We start from the raw sequence: 21,021 nt of genomic DNA, 5'->3' as shown, positions 1-21,021 counted from the left end.
CCCTACTGACCGGCGATACTCATTTCCGGCAACAACACCGAACCGCACTGAATATTGCTACGTGTTTCGATATCATTACCAATTGTCACCATATTTGCCCACATATCTTTCAAATTGCCTGCAATAGTGATCTCACTGACCGGATATTGAATCTCGCCATTCTCAACCCAAAAGCCGGATGCGCCGCGAGAATAATCACCGGTCACCGCGCTAACGCCCTGCCCCATCAACTCAGTGACGATCAGGCCAGTGCCCATTTCACGCACCAAGCCAGCAAAGTCCAGGCCTTGGCCTGCAATACGCCAGTTATGAATTCCACCGGCATGACCCGTGTTCACCATTCCCAACTTACGGGCAGAATAGGAAGTCAGCAACCAAGTCTGCAAAACACCATCTTTAACAATATCACGTGTTGTTGTACGCACACCTTCACTGTCAAATGGCGTTGAAGCCAACCCACGCAATAAATGCGGCTGTTCTTCAATCGTCAGCCATGAAGGCAAGATCGGTTTGCCCAGGCTATCCAACAAGAAAGAAGATTTACGATAAATGCTGCTACCGCTGATCGCGCCAACCAAATGACCGAACAACCCCGTCGCCACCTCTGCAGCAAAGATAACCGGCGCTTTCATGGTTGATAATTTACGCGCGCCCAGACGAGAAAGCGTCCGGCGAGCACACTCCTGCCCTACCCACTCAGGCGATTTCAACTCGTCTAAATGGCGGCTCACGGTATAGGCATAATCGCGTTCCATGTTGCCATCTTGCTCGGCAATCACACAGCTTGACATAGAATGACGGCTGGAGCAGTAGCTTTGCAGCATCCCATGACTATTACCAAATACCCGAATACCATAATGGCTGTTGAAACTACCGCCTTCAGTATTAGTAATACGCTCATCTGCCTGCAATGACGCTTGTTCAGCGCGGGCTGCCAATTCAATGGCCTTATCCGCATCCAGATCAGCGGGATGGAAAAGATCCAACTCAGGAGCTTCAAATGCTAATAACGCTTTATCGGCCGGGCCGGCATAAGGATCAGGCGAAGTATAACGCGCAATATCAATAGCGGCCTGCACAGTACGGGCAATCGCCTCAGGGCTGAGATCCGTTGAAGAAGCGCTGCCTTTGCGCTGTTGGTGATAAACTGTGATCCCCAATGCACCATCGCTATTAAACTCAACATTTTCGACTTCACTAAAACGGGTGCTGACGCTAATCCCCGTGGTCTTATTGACCGCAACTTCCGCAGCATCACAACCGGCTTTTGCTAATTCCAGCGCATGGGCAACCGCATCTTCCAGCAGCTTACGCTGCTCCGCGATTTGTTGATTGGTAACTATCATTAATTAACCATAATCCAATGAATTAAAAAGAGAATTCGTCATAAAAAATGCCCGCTTCCGGCTTATGGCACGAATGCCGAGTGGTAATCAGGCAATTTTCCCAGTTACAATACACAATATTAGGATGTTAACACCCACCGGACGATAGGTCATGCTCCAAAACGTACCTTATCCGGCCTTTTTAGAAGGAAAACAATTATGGCAAAGCAGCCTGAAGATTGGCTCGACAATTATCCTGCTGAAGAGGAAGAAGAAGAGATAATCTGGGTCAGTAAAAGTGAAATCAAGCGGGATGCTGAAATCCTGAAAAAGTTGGGAACGGAACTGGTTGAACTGAGTAAAAGCCAACTGGAGCGAATTCCATTGGATGAAGATTTGCGGGCAGCTATTGAGTTGGCCCAGAAAATCAAACGTGAAGGACGTCGCCGTCAATTGCAGCTCATTGGCAAACTGTTGCGTGCCCGCGATCCTGAGCCAATCACCACTGCGTTGGATAAACTGAAAAACCGTCACAACCAGCAAGTCGTTGTTTTACATAAGCTGGAAGAACTGCGTGACAAATTGCTTGAAAATGATGATGCCTTTGAAGAAGTCATCGCACTGTATCCACATACTGATCGCCAGCAACTTCGCTCATTGGTTCGTAATGCGAAAAAGGAGAAGGCAACTAACAAGCCACCTAAATCCTACCGTCAAATTTTCCAATATTTGAAAGAGTTATCGGAATCCGCTTAGTCCATCTTCACCGCCATTTCGTCAAGAATTGGCGGTATATTTCCTTCCATCCCCTTATCTTCGTGACATTAACTGAATTAAGTTAACAAATTTGATAAAATGTTATAAAGCAGAAGCGCTATTATCTAAAGCTGATGCCCTAATATTGATCCGTGAAAGAACTTTGATTGATGAGAAATTTTTGTCTAAAACACCCAATTTAAAACTCATCAGTCAGACAGGAAAGGTGGCTTACAATATCGATCTGGAATTGTGCAAACAACGGGGCATCGCTGTTGTTGAAGGTAGTGGCTCACCCATTGCCGCAGCAGAATTAACCTGGCTGTTAATTCAAAGTACTATACGCCGGTTAGTGCCGTCTGTAGAAATGATGAAAAAAGGTCACTGGCAAACTGAATGGCGATATGGGATACCAATCACCCTTTGTTAAAACGAAATAACGTACTTTGCAGCCCACATATCGGTTATGTTACTAAAAGCTGTTATGGCATTTATTTCGAAAGTTCATTTAAAAACATTGAGCGATATTTTTCTGGCGATAAGAGCCATGTGATTAATACATGTGATTAAGAAGTAAAAAGCCGCCTGCATCATCGCAAGCGGCTTAAGAATACCAACAGAAGAGAAAACTCAATCTAACACATTAAACCGCAATTCCCCTTCCAGCTCCTCTTCGGCTTCTTCTAACAACAATATTAATGCCGCAAAGAACGTCCTTTTTTGCGGGGTTAAGTGGATAAAATTAATCTCAACGGGTAACTGAATATAGCCAGTCACTGCATCCCACAGTGCGTCTAAGTTGGCACCAAAATCATCGCCAAGATCGAAGCGCTGTTCGAATTCATCATAGAAAGCGCTCAAATCAGGGAGTTGGTTAAAGTCGAATTCCACCTTTTTCATGTCATTACTCCAGTCGGGTAAAACTGTTGTAGTGATCAACCGTCAGATAAATAAGGCCATCATTAGAATAAAGCAACCTGTCACTTCCTCTGTGCCCACACCGATAATTTACATCCGCTTCAAACCAGTGGCGGCCGGATTTTGTCGGTAATTCATTCTCACGGTTGGAAAATTTATCACCACCAATCGCCCTGCCCGGCAATACTTCACATAAATTACCTGCACGAGCGTTCCAGCCAAGGCGACGGGCCTGTTTCTTCGTAATGTAATAGTCTGGCAATGTGTGATGCTGGCGCAGGTAGTCCGCAACACGGTTTTGTTCAGTCAGAACATCAATCTGTTCTTTCTCTGAGTTGGCAAAGGCGGTATATATGACAGCCAGAGCCAATAGTACCGCCGCCAGGATGCTCTTTTTCATGATGACCTCAAGCTATGTGTTCTATTGCTCAAGAAATTATCAGGCTGTTCCACCTACGGTCAGGTTATCCAGTTTCAAAGTTGGTTGCCCAACACCCACTGGTACACTTTGGCCTTCCTTACCGCAGACACCCACACCTTTGTCGAGAGCCAAATCATTTCCAACCATTGAAATTTGCTGCATGGCTTCAATACCAGAACCAATCAAGGTCGCACCTTTTACTGGCTTGGTGATTTTGCCGTTTTCAATCAAATAGGCTTCCGAGGTTGAGAAAACAAATTTACCCGATGTGATATCTACCTGACCGCCCCCGAAATTGGGTGCATACAGCCCGCGATCCACACTGGCGATAATTTCTTCTGGTGTAGAATTTCCCGCCAGCATGTAAGTATTGGTCATACGTGGCATTGGCAAATGTGCATAGGACTCACGGCGACCGTTGCCCGTCGGAGCCACACCCATCAAGCGAGCGTTGAGTTTATCCTGCATGTAGCCTTTCAAAATGCCATTTTCGATAAGCACATTGTATTGCCCCGGAACACCTTCATCATCAATAGCTAGTGAACCACGACGCCCTTCAAGTGTGCCGTCATCCACTACGGTACAAAGCGCTGAAGCCACTTTTTGCCCAACCTGTCCAGAGAAAACAGAAGTCCCACGGCGGTTAAAGTCTCCTTCCAGACCGTGTCCCACCGCTTCATGTAGTAGAACCCCCGGCCATCCAGCACCCAATACGACAGGCATAGTGCCCGCAGGCGCTGCAACCGCTGACACGTTGATCAGTGCCATGCGAACCGCTTCACGAGCAAACTGCTCTGCCAGAATCTGACCATCTTCGGTACGCAGGAAATATTCGTAACCATAACGCGCTCCACCACCACTGCCGCCACGCTCACGCTTACCATCTTCTTCCACCAATACACTGACAGAAAGGCGTACCAATGGGCGAATGTCTGCTGCCAATGTACCGTCTGTCGCCGCCACCAGCACTTGTTCATAGACACCTGTCAGGCTGGCATTCACTTCTTGTACACGGGGATCTTCCGCCCGTGCAATTTGATCAACACGATGCAACAAAGCAATTTTTTCTTCCCGACTCATGCTCTGCAAAGGATCAGCTGCCGGATAAAGTGCCTTATGCGTCACAGCACCTAACGTATGCGAGATACCATTACCCGCTTCCCGTACGATACTGCGCGCAGCCTGAGCGCTTTGCTGTAACGCATTCAATGTGATTTGATCTGCGTAAGCAAAACCTGTTTTTTCTCCACTGATCGCGCGAACTCCCACACCTTGATCGATATTATAGGAGCCATCTTTGATGATGCGGTCTTCCAATACCCATGTTTCATGATAACTGGCTTGGAAATAGAGATCGGCATAGTCCAGACGACGCTCCGACAATTGACCCAGTACCGAAAATAAGTCTTGATGATTCAAATTATTCGCAGCCAGTAAATGTTCACTGACATAAGTTAAACTCATATTGATTACTCTTTTATCTTAATTTGTATTCTTTTTTATCAAAGAAGTCAGTTGTGGACGGAAGCGATTGTGTTTCACCACTTTTATCTGCTCACGCATGTGAGCCAAACTATCCCGACGGATATTAAGCTGTAATGCGCTGACAGTCAGAGGATTTTTCTTGATAATTTCGCCCCAGCCATTTACCGCCATTGTGTGTCCCCATGTCCTGCGAGTACCATGCACACCAACCTGTGCCGGTGCCAAAATAATACATTGATTCTCGATAGCACGGGCTCTCAGCAAGGGTTCCCAATGCGCCTTACCCGTCAAGCGGGTGAAAGCAGCAGGGACGGAGATAAGCTCTGCGCCCTGTTCACGCAATGCCTGAAAAAGTCCAGGAAAACGCAGATCATAACAGATAGTCATCCCCAGGCGACCAACAGGTGTATCAACAACAGTTATATGTTCCCCACGCTGGTAAATCGTGGATTCATTATAGGCACCGTGTTCATCGTTGATATTGACATCAAACATGTGGATTTTGTCGTAACGTGCCTGGATTTCGCCTTGATCATCAAACAGCAAACTACTGCTAGTGATACGAGTGGGATCTTCCCGACTGATCAACGGCATAGAGCCAATCAACAGCCAAACACCGTAACGTTGTGCTATTTCACTCACCGCCTGTTGCAATGGTCCACTACCCTGCGTTTCTGCATGTGCGCGGTAGGTATCGGCATCAGCGAATAACAGCGCATTTTCTGGTGTTAGAACCAGTTTTACTGTCTCTGGTAATTGCTTAATCTGCTGTTCAATTTGCGCTAAATTGTGTTTGACATTCGTTCCACTGCATAATTGTAAAAGTGCAACATTGGCGTTTTTCATGGCCCTTTATTCTCCTTAAGCTGACGTATAACTTCATCAATTTTAGGCTGTTCGAGGCTGCCCGTTAACCGATAGCGAATCACCGATATCTTGCTCCAAAGGGGCCTCAGTACTTTTGTTGCGGCAAAAATTGCCGCGCCAGCCACAGGATTGACGGCAAAGGCCGTTGCGACTCCCACCGTTGTCGAAATTTCTGGCGTAATGACCAGTGCCATATTGATCTGGCGATGAACTAAATCTGTCCGCCCTGTAGCATTGATGTCCGCTGCCAATCCATCAATAAGAAAGTTATCGGTATACACGACCCCATTTTTTACCGTTGCGTCACCACGAATGGAATCAAAGTTGAAATCATCACTGAATGTGTCACTAAAATCCAACTGTAATTTACGCAACAACGCATCAAAACTGATAAGTCTGAATAATTGCCCAGCCCTGCCACCGCCCAATTTGGCGATAGCACCTTTTTTCATGTCTCCAATCAGCGTGCCGTTCAGCGTTTTGAGATCTGGCTGCCACGGGACATTTTGCCATTTCAAATTGAAATCAAATTTGAAAGGCGCATCCACAATCGGAACGATAAAGCCCAAATAAGCGGCCATATCATCGAATTTTTCTCCCGATAACTGTCCCTTGATATGGCTATAACTGCCGGTATGGTTTTCATACCAACGCCCAGATAATGTCAGATTTCCAGCACTGTTTTCCATTTGCCCATTGGTCAAAATCAGAGAATCACCTTCTGGCCTGATCGATCCAGATACTTTGCCGAGTTTTAATCCAGCAACCCAGCACTCTGCGCATTTGACATCCAATGCAGGCCAATTGTTCAAAGCATAATGGGGCACTGGCACCTTATCTGACATTAGCCTTTTGTCATCAACCGACGAATCTGTCGCAAACAGAGGATCGTAATAAAGATAATTGATTGATGCCCGCATCGGTTTATGCTTTTCAATCAGAAGGTTGCCATTAATCTCTTTCCCCTGTGCATTCACGGTTACTTCACCGTTTTGTTGCATAACATTGAATGTGAGTTGATTCCAACGCTGTCCGGCAAGATCCAATGCAGGCAATGAAATTGCAAATAAGCTTGGCCACAGCGAACCATTATCTTTCGAGGGCTTCCAATGCAGAAGTTCAAGCAGCGCCAATAACTTTTCACCATCAATGGCAGGCAAGTTTAAGGCCAACAATGATTTTTTCGGCAGAACAGGAATACCCATATTATCGGTCTGCAAAATACCTCGCTGCAATTTGGCATGAGCTTCTTCCAGCCTCCACTGGGTATTGAAAGCATATCGCTTGCCCATTAATCCTTTGATCTGGAGTTGGTTCATATCACCTTCAGCATGGAGATTAATCTTATTCCATTCCCGCAGAGATTTTGTGTCCAATATGGGTAATTTACTGTACAAATGTGACAAATCTGCATTAACTGCAATACGATATTTAACATCACTCTTTGTCTCACCAGAAGGTAGAGTTACATTGACGTCCCCCTGCCAATTCAGCGTTCCAGATAGTTGGTTGCGAATCTCCGTCGGAAGTTCCGGTAATGTCTTCGCCGCCCAATGTGAATCCAGTTTCACATCAACCTGATAATGTTTTGGTAAATCCTGGGTAGAAAACTTCAGAGACAAGGGATTTCCTAGCCAATTAGCAGATAATGTCTCACTTTTTAAGTTACCATTGTCAAAGCGAAATTTGCCATTGAGATGCGCCATTTCGCTATTTAATGGTTTGATGAACAGATGGGTATCTTTCAGCACCACTTCTCCGCTTGCCACAACTTTCCCATGCTGCAAGGGAATATCCATATGGAGTTTTCCATCCACCCTGCCATTAAGTTGTAAGTTATCTAGTGCGCTGCCAATCGTATCTGCCATCGGGCTGTGGTTGAAATAATCGTGGATACTCTTTCCGTCTCCAGAGAGTGCCGCATCAATAAACAGCTTGTGCTTACCGTAATCTGGGATCACTGCTGAGACGTCAGTCGCCTCCACTTTTCCCAAATGCGTTTTCGGTGCCAGCATCCACAATCCGTTATTCTGGAAATTCAGATCGATATTCAAATCAAACAAAGCCGGCCAATCGGGTTGATATTGAAAGGTGGCATGGCGCAGCGGTACAAATACCTGAAATTGACCATTGTTCTGTCTAAACGGGAAATCATGAGGATCACCCTGAAAAATCAGGGTCGCATTATCGACCTTTCCCTTAATCAAGGAAGCGGTCAAATAGTTTGTCAGAGATTCCCCCATCAGTGGCGTGGGGAAATAACGCCATGCTTCACCCAGGTCATTGGCGCGAATTCCCGCTAACATGGCCAAAACAGGTGGTTTGTTGTGAGGTTTTAGGTAATGGAAATTTCCATTGAGCCACAGCGACTTGGCCTGCAAATCCAACCCCTGACTCCAGACTTTCATGCCATTTTGATCATTTTCCCAAGATACCTGCCCTTCGCTGCTGGTAATCTCAAGCGGAGCCTGAAACATATTGCCATAATCAATGGTGCTGTTTTTCAGTGCAAGATTGAGCTTTCCCCGCTGCTTATTTCCCTCTAACCTGCCACTGAAATGGTTAATTGAAGGCAGTTCCTTCCAACGTAACCAGCTTACATCCCGCCATTTCAGGCGAATTCCCATATCATCGGGAAGCGCTGGTGTGATATCGAAAGCAAAATCGTCAATCACCCCCTTCGGCTGCCGATGCTGCCAATCCTTAACAATATCCGGTGTCACAAAAGAGAGTATCGGTAATATCCCGTTTAAATATTCAAGCTGGATATTTTCAGCACGAATACGCCAGTGATCATTACCCTGATATTGCTGTGACTGCTTAACATACAGTGTCGCGAGCTTCCCTTCAGGCCACTGTTGCTCGTCAGTTTTCAGGCGTGCCAGATTTGGGACTTCAAACAACCACCCTTCACCCTGGCGACGCATTTGCACAAGGAAGTCATGCACGTCAAGCTGATGTTTTTCATTTTCGACATGCCAATTAGCTCCACCGTGCCTAAACTGCAAACGTCCACTATCAACTCGCCCATTCTGCAAGGTAATCCAACTGGCTAAACTGAAATGGGCATTATCCAACCCTGTGTTATCCCTCAACCAATGGCTTAACCACAGTCGCATGTCGATGTCATCGGCCTGCAAATAAATTGTGCCATTATCCAGAACCCCATCACTATCTTTCAGGTCAAGCTTCACCTGAACAATACCTTCTTGCCCATTGATCGAAGAGAGGCTTACGCTGCCTTGTGCCCGATGGCGATTATCTTTATTCAACCAGGTTAGCTGCGGTAATAGCAAATCCGCTTTTTCACCCGATGGCGTCAAAAAGGTCAATCGGCTGTCATGCAAATCAAAATGATTGAATTGTTCAAGAAACAAGGCAGAGAGGCTATCCGGCTGAGAAAACCTGTTTTCGCCCTCTGCTCCAAACAGAGACTTATCGTAATTTACCTGAAGCTGGTAAAAGGACAGATCACGAAAATGCCAGCGCCGTTGTAACAGTGAACGCCAGACATCCAAAGAAAGTATGACCTTTTTAGCATGAATATCGGCATCTGCCGTTTTCGCGCTGATATCACGGATTTCCAGACTAGGACCAAAAGGTTCCCAATGACCTTTTATGTAACCAATATTGACAGGAATGTTTGTCACGTCAGCAATTTTTTCGACTAATTGCTGACGATATTCATTGATGTGTGGCAGGAAGAAACGCAACCCGCTGACAAGCAAAGCCACAATGATAATGACTATTGCGGCTGTCGCTAATAGTATCCCCGGCAGTCGCTTCACGCATTTCTCCTTGGTTGCCAGCGCTATTTCTTTGCAAACCGTCTTCTACAGACTACAGATAAGCCCTCACAAACTAACGGCTTGTATTACATCATAATGACGTCAAATTGCTCCTGGCTGTAACGCTGTTCTGTCTGCACTTTGACCTGTTTACCCACAAAAATTTCCACCTCGGCCAATGCGTGAGACTCATCCCCTTTCAGGGATTCACTTACGGCTGGAGAGGCATAAACCAGAAAACGATCAGCATTAATTGCGCGATTGACCCGAACAATTTCACGCAAGATTTCATAACAGACGGTTTCGACGGATTTTACCGTTCCACGTCCCTGACAGGTTGGACAATTATCACACAAGATATGTTCGATACTTTCCCGTGTACGCTTGCGCGTCATCTCAACCAAACCCAATTGTGAAAAACCATTGATGGTGGTTTTCACCCTATCTTTGTTTAATGCCTGTTCCAGGGAAGCTAATACACGGCGACGGTGTTCTTCATTACCCATATCAATAAAATCAATGATAATGATACCGCCCAAATTACGGAGCCTTAATTGTCGGGCGATCGCCTGTGTTGCTTCAATATTAGTATTAAAGATAGTCTCTTCTAAATTGCGATGCCCAACAAAAGCACCGGTATTAATATCAATTGTTGTCATGGCTTCTGTCTGATCAATGATCAGATAGCCACCAGACTTTAATTCCACCTTACGTTCCAGCGCCCGTTGAATTTCATTTTCCACATCGTACAGATCAAATATCGGTTGATTTCCCTGATAATGTTCCAGTTTAGCGTTCATTTCAGGAATATATTCATCAATAAATTCCTGCAATTGGAGAAATGTTTGGCGGGAATCGACCCGAATGCGATCAAGGGAAGCACCAACAAAATCACGTAAAACACGCTGCGCCAGCGCTAATTCACCATAGACCTTGTTTTTGGTGATATTGCGTTTCTTACGTTCAATCACTTTACTCCACAGGCGCTTCAAAAATTCGGCATCCTGTGCCAGTTCTTCTTTTCCCACGCCTTCAGCGGCCGTGCGGATAATAAAACCCCCATACTCATCACAGTACCCCATGACGATGCTTTTTAGGCGCTCACGTTCTTCTTCACTCTCTATGCGCTGTGAAACACCAACATGCGATGCGCCAGGCATAAACACCAAATAACGTGACGGTAAAGTAATATCCGTTGTCAAACGGGCACCTTTTGTCCCCAGAGGATCTTTCACTACCTGAACAAGTAAATCCTGCCCCTGACGCACCAATTCAGCAATGTCCCTGACATGGAAATTCTTCCGCTCTTCGCCGGCAATACACTCAGTATGAGGCACGATATCCGAAGCATGCAAAAAAGCCGCTTTTTCCAGCCCAATATCGACAAAAGCCGCTTGCATACCCGGTAAAACCCGGCTCACACGCCCTTTGTAAATGTTTCCGACAATGCCCCTTTTGGCTTCCCGCTCAATATGAATTTCTTGTAAGATACCGCCATCAATATAAGCAACCCGCGTTTCGGATGGTGTTATATTGACTAATAACTCTGCTGTCATGAATAGTCCTTCCCATCAGCTAACGCTAAAAATCGTGTGATTAATTCATACGTTTCCACCAGTGGTAAGCCGACAACAGCGTGGTAACTGCCATTAATTTTTCTGACAAAACAACCGCCTTTACCTTGAATGCCATAAGCACCGGCTTTATCCATTGGCTCCCCAGTTGCAATATATTCCTGTATTTCCCGTTGGGACAACTGGCGGAATATCACATCTGTAATGACTATCTCACTCAAGGTATGTTGATTGTTCGATAAAGCAACAGCCGTCATGACCTGATGGCACTGACCAGACAAACTGTTAAGCATTTCCACAGCGTGTTGCTGATTTCGCGGTTTTTCCAAAATTCGGTTGTTCAATACAACAAGGGTATCAGCCCCCAGAACGGGGTAATCGTGTGATGCAATGGCTACACCAGCCTGTGCTTTCTCTCTGGCTAATCGAGTAACATATTGCTGAGGAGACTCTCCTTCACGCCATTTTTCTTCGACCTGAGGTGCCAGGATTTCAAAATTAAAATCCAATAATTCCACCAGCTCATGCCGTCTTGGGGAGCCAGAAGCTAAATAAATGGTTTTCATCGCGAATAATCCTTAGGAGTCTATCCCATCAGCTATTTTTTGTTATATACCTTTGCTTTTTAAATACACAAACCCACTTTAACGGACTGAAAATTGACGACGGATTTTCCGCATTAATAAGAATAGCCAAGGCCAGAGAATACCATTGACCACCCCATTCCAGAATACTTCTGGATGAAAGAGTGTCTTGAGTAACAGGGTATGGATCAGAAAAACGCAGAGGTTCATCAATGTCGAAAGTCCGACCACAACCAGAGCTTGCTGCCAAAGCGCCATATTGCGGATAAGCTGGAATTTGAATGCGACCAGAAAACTGATAATGCTAAATGCCAGAGCATATGCTCCCAAAATACTTCCGTGCAACAGATCAGTAATAATCCCCAAGACAAAGCCAGTACCAACGCTGACACGATGGGGAAGCGCAAGCAACCAATAAACTAAACACAGCATCAGTAAGGTTGGCCGAAACATAAAAAACTGCTCCGGCCACGGCATAATTTGTAGCACTATTGCAATCAGGAAAGATAACCAAATAACCCAGAGTCCTTGGCTATGGTATTGACTCATTGACGATTTCCTGTAGCTGGTAATGTCGGTTTTTCCGCTGACACTTCTGCCGATTTTGGTGCCAGCAACTGCGGCGACTCATTTGATGGATTTGGCAACACTTGCGGTAACATCTGCATCAAACGCTCATTGGCAGCGCGGTATACTTCCGAAGGTGGCAATGGTTCAGAGGGATCGTTATCAACTCCCCACAATAGGAGTAAATAGCGCAAGCGCCGCAGTTCAGCCAATGGACGGGCACGAATTACCGCATGAGCCCGCTGGTTATCAATTTTGACAGAAGAGACTACAGCCACAGGATAACCTTCAGGAAAACGCCCTCCCAACCCCGATGTCACCAATACATCACCTACGCGAATGTCTGTATCACTTGGTAAAGGTTCCAGCAGGAGATCATCCGTACACCCTGCTCCACCCGCGATAACACGAGTGTCATTACGCAGTACCTGCACAGGAATTGCATGAGAGGGATCGCAAATCAACAATATCCGGCTGCTCAACTGGCTCACGGCAGTTACTTGACCCACGACACCTCGATCACTGATAACCGGCTGCCCTTCGTACACGCCATCCTTCGCCCCTTTATCAATGACAATTTGATCGCGGTATGGGTCCATCCCCCCGGAAATCACCTGCGATACCATCATATGTTCATCATGACGCAGCGGCGATCCCAGCAATTCACGTAAACGGGAATTTTCTTGTTTCAGTTGCCCCAACAGCAGCAATTTGCTGTCCTGTAAACGCAATTCATTACGCAGGGTTCTATTTTCCAGCTCCAGATGATTGCGGCTAACAAAAGATTCTGAGATGCTGTCCAAAAACTGACGCGGCCCGTTGGCAAGAAAATAAAAAGGACTCACAGCCGTATCCATGTAGCTACGGACTTTATTGAAAATACCAAGGCGACTGTCTACCACCATCAAAATAATGGCAATAATGATAGCAAAAAAGAGTCGTAGTTGCAGAGAAGGCCCTCTGCTAAAAATCGGCTTCATAAATGGCGTATTGTCGAGCTGTGTTGTCTCATAAATGATAAAACTCCGGCACAATCAGCAAGGAGGCCCCAATAAAACACGTCCACCTCCCAGCTCGCAGAATGACTTTTAGTCTTCGCTGAACAGATCGCCACCATGCATGTCGATCATCTCCAGTGCCTTGCCACCACCACGGGCAACACAGGTCAGTGGATCTTCAGCAACAATGACAGGAATACCGGTTTCTTCCATCAGCAGACGATCAAGATTACGCAGCAAAGCACCACCGCCAGTCAACACCATGCCTCGTTCAGAAATATCGGAGGCCAATTCTGGTGGGCACTGTTCCAGAGCGACCATCACTGCACTCACAATACCCGTTAATGGTTCTTGCAGAGCTTCAAGAATTTCATTGGAATTCAAAGTAAAGCTGCGCGGTACACCTTCGGCCAGGTTACGACCACGCACTTCGATTTCACGTACTTCATCCGTTGGATAGGCAGAACCAATTTCATGTTTGATGCGCTCTGCCGTTGCTTCCCCAATCAGGGAACCATAATTGCGGCGAACATAGTTAATGATGGCTTCATCAAAACGGTCACCACCAATACGTACAGAAGAAGAATAAACAACCCCATTAAGGGAAATAACAGCAACTTCAGTGGTTCCCCCACCAATATCAACGACCATTGAACCCGTTGCTTCGGAAACCGGCAAACCAGCACCGATAGCAGCCGCCATAGGTTCTTCAATTAAAAATACCTCCCGCGCTCCTGCACTTTGGGCGGATTCACGGATAGCACGACGCTCAACTTGCGTCGCACCCACAGGCACACAAACCAACACGCGCGGACTTGGACGCATGAAACTGTTATTGTGAACCTGCTTGATAAAATGCTGTAGCATCTTTTCGGTAACATAAAAATCAGCAATGACCCCATCCTTCATGGGACGGATAGCGGCAATATTACCCGGAGTACGTCCCAGCATCTGTTTTGCTTCCAGCCCTACTGCTGCAACGCTTTTTGGTGAACCGGCTCTGTCTTGGCGAATAGCAACAACAGAAGGTTGATCCAATACTATTCCTTGGCCTTTGACATAAATAAGGGTATTGGCAGTACCCAAGTCAATGGACAAATCGTTGGAAAACATGCCACGAAATTTCTTTAACATAACGAAAGGATAATCCTGCAAGCTGGGGACGGAGATTGTCCGTCTACTCTACCAACCACATGAAGCAGCGACAAGGCGCATAATTAACTACTTTTACTACTTCAATAAAAGTGGCCACGTTATTCACATCAGAAATACGATATTCTACGTTACTTTTCTCTAACGGAGCAGAAAAAAACTGCATAAAAATGGGTTAATTCAGCGAATACACCAAAAAACAACATGACAAAGAAAGTCCCAAGATGAAATAGTTCATTAATTATAAAAACAATAGATGAATTTGGTGAAATATCACAACATTGTTGCCCTCCCATTTCAGTACATCAGGTTTTATCTATATAGGTTTTATCTATATTGTAGTAACGCAAAATTGTAATGATGCAAAATTGTGGTAATACCAGAATCGTGGTAATGCTAAACAGGTAATAATGTCAGATAGATACCTATCAAGAGAGGATAATCATGAAAGCTTTATTACTGGAACAACACGAAACATTATCTGCATCTATTCAAGATATTGATGTATCTCAATTGCCATCGGGTAATGTGGTCGTTGATATCCATTGGTCAACACTCAATTACAAAGATGCCCTTGCCATCACCGGCAAAGGGAAAATTATCCGCCAATTTCCGATGGTGCCAGGGATCGATTTTTCTGGTGTTGTCCATCATTCCGAAGATCCCCGTTTTCACGTCGGACAACATGTTTTGCTGACTGGCTGGGGTGTGGGAGAAACGCACTGGGGTGGGCTGGCAGAACAAGCGAGAGTCTCTGGTGAATGGCTAACACCCTTACCGCACGCATTAAGTATCCGACAAGCAATGATCATCGGCACAGCGGGTTTTACTGCCATGTTATGTGTCATGGCGTTAGAACAAGGGGGCATCACACCAGAAAGCGGAGAAATCGCCGTGACGGGAGCCAGTGGTGGTGTTGGCAGTACGGCGATCACCTTACTGTCACAACTGGGTTATTCCGTCACTGCAATTAGCAGCAAACCCGACAGTCAAGATTACCTGATCTCGCTGGGAGCGAAAGCGGTATTGCCCGCCAGTGACTTCAACCAGCCATCACGTCCATTAGAAAAACAGCGCTGGGCCGGTGTGATAGACACCGTTGGTGGCACAGTATTGGCTACCTTGCTGGCACAAATGCGTTACAACGGTACAGTAGCCGCCTGTGGCATGGCAAGTGACAGTCAACTACTCACCAGCGTAATGCCGTTTATTCTGCGTAATGTTCGTTTACAGGGTGTGGAATCTGTCACTGTTCCTGCTTTGAAACGTCCTGCCATTTGGCAGCGTTTGCAAGCGCTACTACCAGATTCCTTTTATCAGCAAGCAGCTAATGAAATTACATTAGACCAGGTGCTCGAACACGCCAATAAGTTGATAAACAATCAAATTACGGGCAGAACGGTCGTGAAAGTGCGCTGATAAGACCAGTATTTAGCTGCTAAATGCCACGATATGTTTATAATGTCGGGCTTTATCGTCAAATTTACAATTCTAGCTATCAGAAAGAGATGACAAACCGTTGACATCGAGTTATCTTGGTCGATTGTTGACAGATTGCCGGAGATACCCGCACAATGGCAGACAAGTTTCGCATTTTACTCTTGAATGGCCCCAACCTGAACCTGTTGGGAACACGAGAGCCAGAGACCTACGGCAAGTTAACGCTTGATGACATCGTTAACAAACTGTCACAAGAAGCTCAGCAATCGGGGGCTGAATTATCCCATCTGCAATCCAACGCAGAATCTGAACTGATTGAGAGAATTCATTCTGCACGGGGCAATACAGATTTTATTTTAATCAACCCTGCGGCATACACGCATACCAGCGTGGCATTGCGCGACGCACTTCTGGCGGTAGGTATCCCATTTATTGAGATTCACCTTTCCAACGTGCATGCCCGCGAACCATTCCGCCATCACTCATATCTTTCAGATATTGCAGTCGGCGTCATCTGCGGATTGGGGGCGAATGGTTATAGTTTCGCATTACAGGCAGCGGTCAACCGCTTGTCAACATCCAACTAATTGACTTAAAAGTACGGAACCACACTCATGGATATTCGTAAGATAAAAAAATTGATCGAGCTGGTTGAAGAATCTGGCATTTCTGAACTGGAAATTTCTGAAGGTGAGGAGTCAGTACGCATCAGCCGGGCAACAACAGCCACGACAATACCTGTGACTCAGCAATATATTTCTGCTCCTTTTCAACAGCCAGTACAGGCCGCTGCACCAGTAGCAGCGCCAGTCGCCGCTGACAAACCTGCTGAAATCAGCGGTCACACGGTTCGCTCTCCGATGGTTGGTACGTTCTACCGTTCCCCAAGCCCAGATGCGAAACCTTTCATTGAAGTCGGCCAACATGTTAATCAGGGTGAAACCCTGTGCATCGTTGAAGCGATGAAAATGATGAACCAGATCGAAGCTGACAAAACTGGCGTAGTGAAAGCGATTTTGGTTCAAGACGGTCAACCTGTTGAATTCGACGAGCCACTGGTCGTCATCGAATAACGAGGCGCACCCCATGCTTGAAAAAATTGTCATTGCTAACCGCGGTGAAATTGCACTGCGTATCCTGAGAGCCTGTAAGGAACTAGGGATCAAAACCGTAGCTGTGCACTCTGCGGCAGATCGTGACCTGAAGCACGTCCTGCTGGCGGATGAAACCGTCTGCATCGGTCCGGCCGCCTCAGCAAAAAGTTACCTGAATATTCCTGCCATTATCTCTGCGGCGGAAATCACTTGCGCACAGGCAATCCATCCGGGTTATGGCTTCCTGTCTGAAAACGCCGACTTTGCCGAGCAGGTCGAGCGTTCTGGCTTTATTTTCATTGGCCCGAAAGCGGACACCATCCGTTTGATGGGGGATAAGGTTTCCGCTATCAACGCCATGAAAAAAGCGGGCGTACCTTGCGTTCCTGGCTCTGATGGCCCATTGGGTGACGATGCCGAGAAAAACAAAACCATTGCAAATCGCATCGGTTATCCGGTGATCATCAAGGCATCGGGTGGTGGTGGCGGTCGTGGTATGCGCGTCGTACGCAGCGACAAAGATCTGGAACAATCCATCGCCATGACCCGTGCAGAAGCCAAGGCAGCTTTCAACAACGACATGGTATATATGGAGAAATTCCTTGAAAACCCACGTCACGTTGAAATTCAGGTCTTAGCTGATGGTCAGGGCAATGCGCTCTATCTGGCTGAACGTGACTGCTCCATGCAGCGCCGCCACCAGAAAGTGGTGGAAGAAGCGCCAGCTCCCGGTATTCCACCAGAACTGCGCCGCAGCATTGGTGAACGTTGTGCCAATGCCTGTATCGAAATAGGCTATCGCGGAGCGGGTACATTTGAGTTCCTGTACGAAAACGGCGAATTCTACTTTATTGAAATGAATACCCGTATTCAGGTTGAACATCCAGTGACTGAAATGATCACTGGCGTTGACTTGATTAAGGAACAGCTGCGTATCGCCTCTGGTTTGCCACTGTCCATCAAACAAGAAGATGTCGAAATCAAAGGTCATGCGATCGAATGCCGTATCAATGCAGAAGATCCGAAAACCTTCCTGCCAAGTCCGGGCAAGATCACCCATTTCCACTCACCAGGTGGATTTGGTGTGCGTTGGGAATCCCACATCTATGCGGGATATACCGTACCGCCTTACTATGACTCCATGATCGGTAAGCTGATCACTTACGGCGAAACCCGTGAAGAGGCAATTGCACGTATGAAGAACGCACTGGCCGAATTGATCATTGATGGCATCAAGACCAATATCGATCTACAACTGGCAATTATGAATGACGAGAACTTCCAGAAAGGCGGAACCAATATCCACTATCTGGAAAAGAAATTGGGCTTACATGATAAGTAAGGTTTCTTTGACGCTTATTTAGCGTTTGTTGCTTTGAATAAAATCCCATCTTTTATAGGTGGGATTTTTTATAGTTCCATGTAAATTACCCGGAGAACAGATGGACGGACGATTTGTTCAATCCCACAAAGAAGCACGTTGGGCAGTATTCCTGACGCTAGCTTATCTTGTTGGTTGGCTACTGTGTGCGTATTTACCCAGTGATGCCATTGGCTTAACTGGACTACCTCGCTGGTTTGAACTGGCTTGCCTGCTGCTACCTGCCTTATTTATCATCCTTTGCTACTTGATGGTGAAATTTATATTCAAAGATATTCCACTGGAGGATAGTGATGCAAAGTGAAGTCATTCTGCCTCTCGTGGGATATCTGGCATTAGTGTTCATACTCTCAATCTATGCTTATCGCCGCCGACAAACAGGTGAATTCCTCAGTGAGTATTTTCTTGGCAACCGCTCAATGGGGGGATTTGTACTGGCAATGACCATTACCGCAACCTATATCAGTGCCAGTTCCTTTATTGGTGGCCCTGGCGCCGCTTATAAGTATGGTATCGGTTGGGTGTTATTATCACTGATCCAATTGCCCGCGATATGGCTCTCGCTTAGCGTACTGGGGAAAAAATTTGCTATCCTAGCCCGCCGTTACAATGCAGTCACCCTCAATGACATGCTATATGCACGCTATCAGAGCCGCTTTCTGGTCTGGTTTGCCAGTATAAGCTTGCTGGTCGCCTTTATCGGGGCCATGACAGTACAATTCATTGGCGGTGCTCGTTTACTGGAAACAGCCGCCGGTATCCCTTACGATACGGGATTATTGATTTTTGGCGTTTCCATTGCCCTCTACACCGCATTTGGCGGTTTTAGGGCCAGTGTCCTCAATGATGCCTTACAAGGATTGGTGATGCTGCTGGGAACGGCGTTATTACTGGCAGGCATTATCTATAAAGCTGGCGGATTATCAGCAGCAGTGACGACACTGCGCACTATTGACCCAAACCTGGTTTCTCCTTATGGCGTCGATAATATCCTCACAGGGCCATTTATGGCGTCTTTCTGGGTACTGGTTTGCTTTGGTGTCGTTGGGCTGCCACACACCGCAGTGCGCTGTATCTCTTATAAAGACAGTAAGGCAGTTCACCGTGGTATTGTGCTTGGCACGATCGTGATGGCATTCCTGATGTTCGGTATGCACCTTGCCGGTGCCCTTGGCCGAGCCATCATTCCTGATCTGACGATCCCCGATCAAGTGATCCCAACCTTAATGATCACGGTGCTGCCTCCTGTTGCTGCCGGCATTTTTCTGGCTGCACCAATGGCTGCGATTATGTCCACCATCAATGCCCAACTGCTACAATCTTCGGCCACTATCGTCAAAGATCTCTATTTAAACCTGTTTCCACACCAGATCAGCCAGGAGAAAAAACTGTCACGCATCTCCAGTTATTCCACTCTATTTCTAGGGGCATTACTGCTGCTGGCAGCCTGGCGCCCACCAGAGATGATTATCTGGCTGAACTTGCTGGCATTTGGTGGACTGCAAGCCGTTTTCCTCTGGCCACTGGTTCTGGGATTATATTGGGAAAAAGCCAATGCCCAAGGAGCGATCAGCTCAATGCTGACAGGGGCAGCAAGTTATACTTTGCTGGCAACTTTCAACATTCAGCTTCTTGGTTTTCATCCTATCGTGCCATCGCTATTACTGAGTTTACTGGCATTTTGGATAGGAAATAAATTCGGCGTGGCTTGCTCTAAACGATTACATTTCACACAATAACGTGATTTACAAAACGAGAATTTTTTATGCCTTGGATACAATTAAGATTAAACACCACGGGACAACAAGCGGAAGCGTTAGGCGATGAGCTTATGGAAAGTGGCGCAGTATCAGTCACCTTTCAGGATAGCCATGATACGCCTATTTTTGAGCCTCTGCCGGGCGAGACGCGTTTATGGGGTGATACCGATGTTATCGGCCTGTATGACGCTGAAATGGATATGAAAGCGGTTGTTAGCCAATTGGAACAACTTCCACAACTGGGCAAAGGTTTTATTCACAAAATTGAACAACTGGAAGATAAAGATTGGGAGCGAGAATGGATGGATAACTTCCACCCTATGCGCTTCGGTAAACGTCTGTGGATCTGCCCTAGCTGGCGCGAAGTGCCCGAACCAGACGCCGTTAATGTTATGCTTGACCCTGGTCTGGCCTTCGGGACAGGTACTCACCCAACTACCTCCCTTTGCCTGCAATGGCTGGATGGCCTTGACCTGACAGGTAAAACCGTAATCGATTTTGGTTGTGGCTCAGGCATATTGGCTATCGCAGCCCTGAAACTAGGCGCGAAACACGCCATCGGTATTGATATTGACCCACAAGCTATTCAAGCCAGCCGGGATAACGCCGAACGCAACGGTGTATCTGACCAATTAACCCTCTACCTGTCTAAAGATCAACCTAAAGACTTCGAATGCGATATCGTGATTGCCAATATTCTGGCGGGTCCTCTGCGCGAACTTGCCCCTGTCATCGGCTCACTGCCTAAATCTGGTGGATTATTGGGCTTGTCCGGTGTTCTGGCCAGTCAGGCTGAAGGGGTAGCCCAAGCCTATGACAATGAATTCATTATCGATCCAATAGCTGAACAAGAAGAATGGTGTCGCATCACAGGGATTAAAAAATAATCAACCAATGCCTATTGAAAAGCG

Annotated in this window: 20 protein-coding genes; 9 read left to right on the top strand and 11 right to left on the bottom strand. The window is 46.5% G+C overall.

The window, feature by feature from the left end:
• Positions 1-2 precede the first annotated feature (2 nt).
• Positions 3-1,346: a metalloprotease PmbA gene (gene pmbA / locus BDE27_RS00320; protein WP_099130840.1), complete on the bottom strand. Its 1,344-nt coding sequence runs from the start codon at positions 1,344-1,346 to the stop codon at positions 3-5.
• 198 nt (positions 1,347-1,544) lie between these two features.
• Here pmbA and yjgA point away from each other — a divergent pair, with 198 nt between their 5' ends.
• Both yjgA and BDE27_RS19700 read left to right on the top strand, forming a co-directional pair.
• On the top strand, positions 1,545-2,081 hold the full coding sequence (gene yjgA, locus BDE27_RS00315) for a ribosome biogenesis factor YjgA (protein ID WP_099130841.1): 537 nt from the start codon (positions 1,545-1,547) through the stop codon (positions 2,079-2,081).
• A 91-nt stretch (positions 2,082-2,172) separates the two neighbouring features.
• A complete protein-coding gene (locus BDE27_RS19700) occupies positions 2,173-2,511 on the top strand; it encodes a Rossmann-fold NAD(P)-binding domain-containing protein (protein ID WP_339352360.1) in 339 nt (112 codons plus the stop codon).
• Positions 2,512-2,711: 200 nt separating this feature from the next.
• On the opposite strand, the gene BDE27_RS00305 is transcribed toward BDE27_RS19700, so the two are convergent.
• The 10 genes from BDE27_RS00305 to mreB form a co-directional block, all read right to left on the bottom strand.
• The gene (locus BDE27_RS00305; protein WP_099130842.1) at positions 2,712-2,981 is read right to left on the bottom strand and encodes a barstar family protein; all 270 of its coding nucleotides are present in this window, start codon (positions 2,979-2,981) and stop codon (positions 2,712-2,714) included.
• A gap of 4 nt (positions 2,982-2,985) precedes the next feature.
• Positions 2,986-3,399, bottom strand: a complete 414-nt coding sequence (locus BDE27_RS00300; RefSeq protein WP_099130843.1) for a ribonuclease domain-containing protein — start codon at positions 3,397-3,399, stop codon at positions 2,986-2,988.
• A gap of 39 nt (positions 3,400-3,438) precedes the next feature.
• A complete protein-coding gene (gene tldD / locus BDE27_RS00295; RefSeq protein ID WP_099130844.1) occupies positions 3,439-4,884 on the bottom strand; it encodes a metalloprotease TldD in 1,446 nt (481 codons plus the stop codon).
• An 18-nt stretch (positions 4,885-4,902) separates the two neighbouring features.
• Positions 4,903-5,751: a deaminated glutathione amidase gene (nit1, locus tag BDE27_RS00290; RefSeq protein WP_099130845.1), complete on the bottom strand. Its 849-nt coding sequence runs from the start codon at positions 5,749-5,751 to the stop codon at positions 4,903-4,905.
• On the bottom strand, positions 5,748-9,560 hold the full coding sequence (gene yhdP / locus BDE27_RS00285; protein WP_099130846.1) for an AsmA2 domain-containing protein YhdP: 3,813 nt from the start codon (positions 9,558-9,560) through the stop codon (positions 5,748-5,750). Before yhdP ends, nit1 begins: the two co-directional genes overlap by 4 nt.
• Before the next feature lie 86 nt (positions 9,561-9,646).
• On the bottom strand, positions 9,647-11,116 hold the full coding sequence (gene rng / locus BDE27_RS00280) for a ribonuclease G (protein WP_099130847.1): 1,470 nt from the start codon (positions 11,114-11,116) through the stop codon (positions 9,647-9,649).
• Positions 11,113-11,700 (bottom strand): Maf family protein, encoded by a 588-nt coding sequence (locus BDE27_RS00275; RefSeq protein WP_099130848.1) that lies wholly within the window; start codon positions 11,698-11,700, stop codon positions 11,113-11,115. The genes rng and BDE27_RS00275 overlap by 4 nt, the downstream gene beginning before the upstream one ends.
• A 78-nt stretch (positions 11,701-11,778) precedes the next feature.
• Positions 11,779-12,267 (bottom strand): rod shape-determining protein MreD, encoded by a 489-nt coding sequence (mreD, locus tag BDE27_RS00270; RefSeq protein WP_099130849.1) that lies wholly within the window; start codon positions 12,265-12,267, stop codon positions 11,779-11,781.
• Entirely contained in the window at positions 12,264-13,265 is a 1,002-nt protein-coding gene (gene mreC, locus BDE27_RS00265; protein ID WP_099130850.1) for a rod shape-determining protein MreC, read from the bottom strand. Before mreC ends, mreD begins: the two co-directional genes overlap by 4 nt.
• Before the next feature lie 108 nt (positions 13,266-13,373).
• Positions 13,374-14,417 (bottom strand): rod shape-determining protein MreB, encoded by a 1,044-nt coding sequence (gene mreB, locus BDE27_RS00260; RefSeq protein WP_010847922.1) that lies wholly within the window; start codon positions 14,415-14,417, stop codon positions 13,374-13,376.
• Positions 14,418-14,879: 462 nt separating this feature from the next.
• On the opposite strand from mreB, the gene acuI reads away from it, so the two are divergent.
• The 7 genes from acuI to prmA all read left to right on the top strand — a co-directional run bounded on the left by acuI (position 14,880) and on the right by prmA (position 20,997).
• Positions 14,880-15,854, top strand: coding sequence for an acrylyl-CoA reductase (NADPH) (acuI, locus tag BDE27_RS00255; RefSeq protein WP_099130851.1), 975 nt, complete (start codon positions 14,880-14,882; stop codon positions 15,852-15,854).
• 155 nt (positions 15,855-16,009) lie between these two features.
• Positions 16,010-16,462, top strand: a complete 453-nt coding sequence (gene aroQ, locus BDE27_RS00250; protein WP_099130852.1) for a type II 3-dehydroquinate dehydratase — start codon at positions 16,010-16,012, stop codon at positions 16,460-16,462.
• A gap of 27 nt (positions 16,463-16,489) precedes the next feature.
• The gene (accB, locus tag BDE27_RS00245) at positions 16,490-16,948 is read left to right on the top strand and encodes an acetyl-CoA carboxylase biotin carboxyl carrier protein (RefSeq protein WP_099130853.1); all 459 of its coding nucleotides are present in this window, start codon (positions 16,490-16,492) and stop codon (positions 16,946-16,948) included.
• A 13-nt stretch (positions 16,949-16,961) separates the two neighbouring features.
• Positions 16,962-18,311, top strand: a complete 1,350-nt coding sequence (gene accC, locus BDE27_RS00240; RefSeq protein WP_099130854.1) for an acetyl-CoA carboxylase biotin carboxylase subunit — start codon at positions 16,962-16,964, stop codon at positions 18,309-18,311.
• Positions 18,312-18,411: 100 nt separating this feature from the next.
• Entirely contained in the window at positions 18,412-18,654 is a 243-nt protein-coding gene (locus BDE27_RS00235) for a YhdT family protein (RefSeq protein ID WP_099130855.1), read from the top strand.
• Complete coding sequence (panF, locus tag BDE27_RS00230) at positions 18,644-20,089, top strand: sodium/pantothenate symporter (RefSeq protein ID WP_099130856.1); 1,446 nt, start codon at positions 18,644-18,646, stop codon at positions 20,087-20,089. Before BDE27_RS00235 ends, panF begins: the two co-directional genes overlap by 11 nt.
• Before the next feature lie 26 nt (positions 20,090-20,115).
• The gene (prmA, locus tag BDE27_RS00225) at positions 20,116-20,997 is read left to right on the top strand and encodes a 50S ribosomal protein L11 methyltransferase (protein WP_099130857.1); all 882 of its coding nucleotides are present in this window, start codon (positions 20,116-20,118) and stop codon (positions 20,995-20,997) included.
• Positions 20,998-21,021 lie beyond the last annotated feature (24 nt).

The sequence above is a fragment of the Xenorhabdus ehlersii genome (genome assembly GCF_003610465.1).
Taxonomy (GTDB): Bacteria; Pseudomonadota; Gammaproteobacteria; order Enterobacterales; family Enterobacteriaceae; genus Xenorhabdus; species Xenorhabdus ehlersii.
This window is presented reverse-complemented; position numbering and strand designations above follow the sequence as displayed.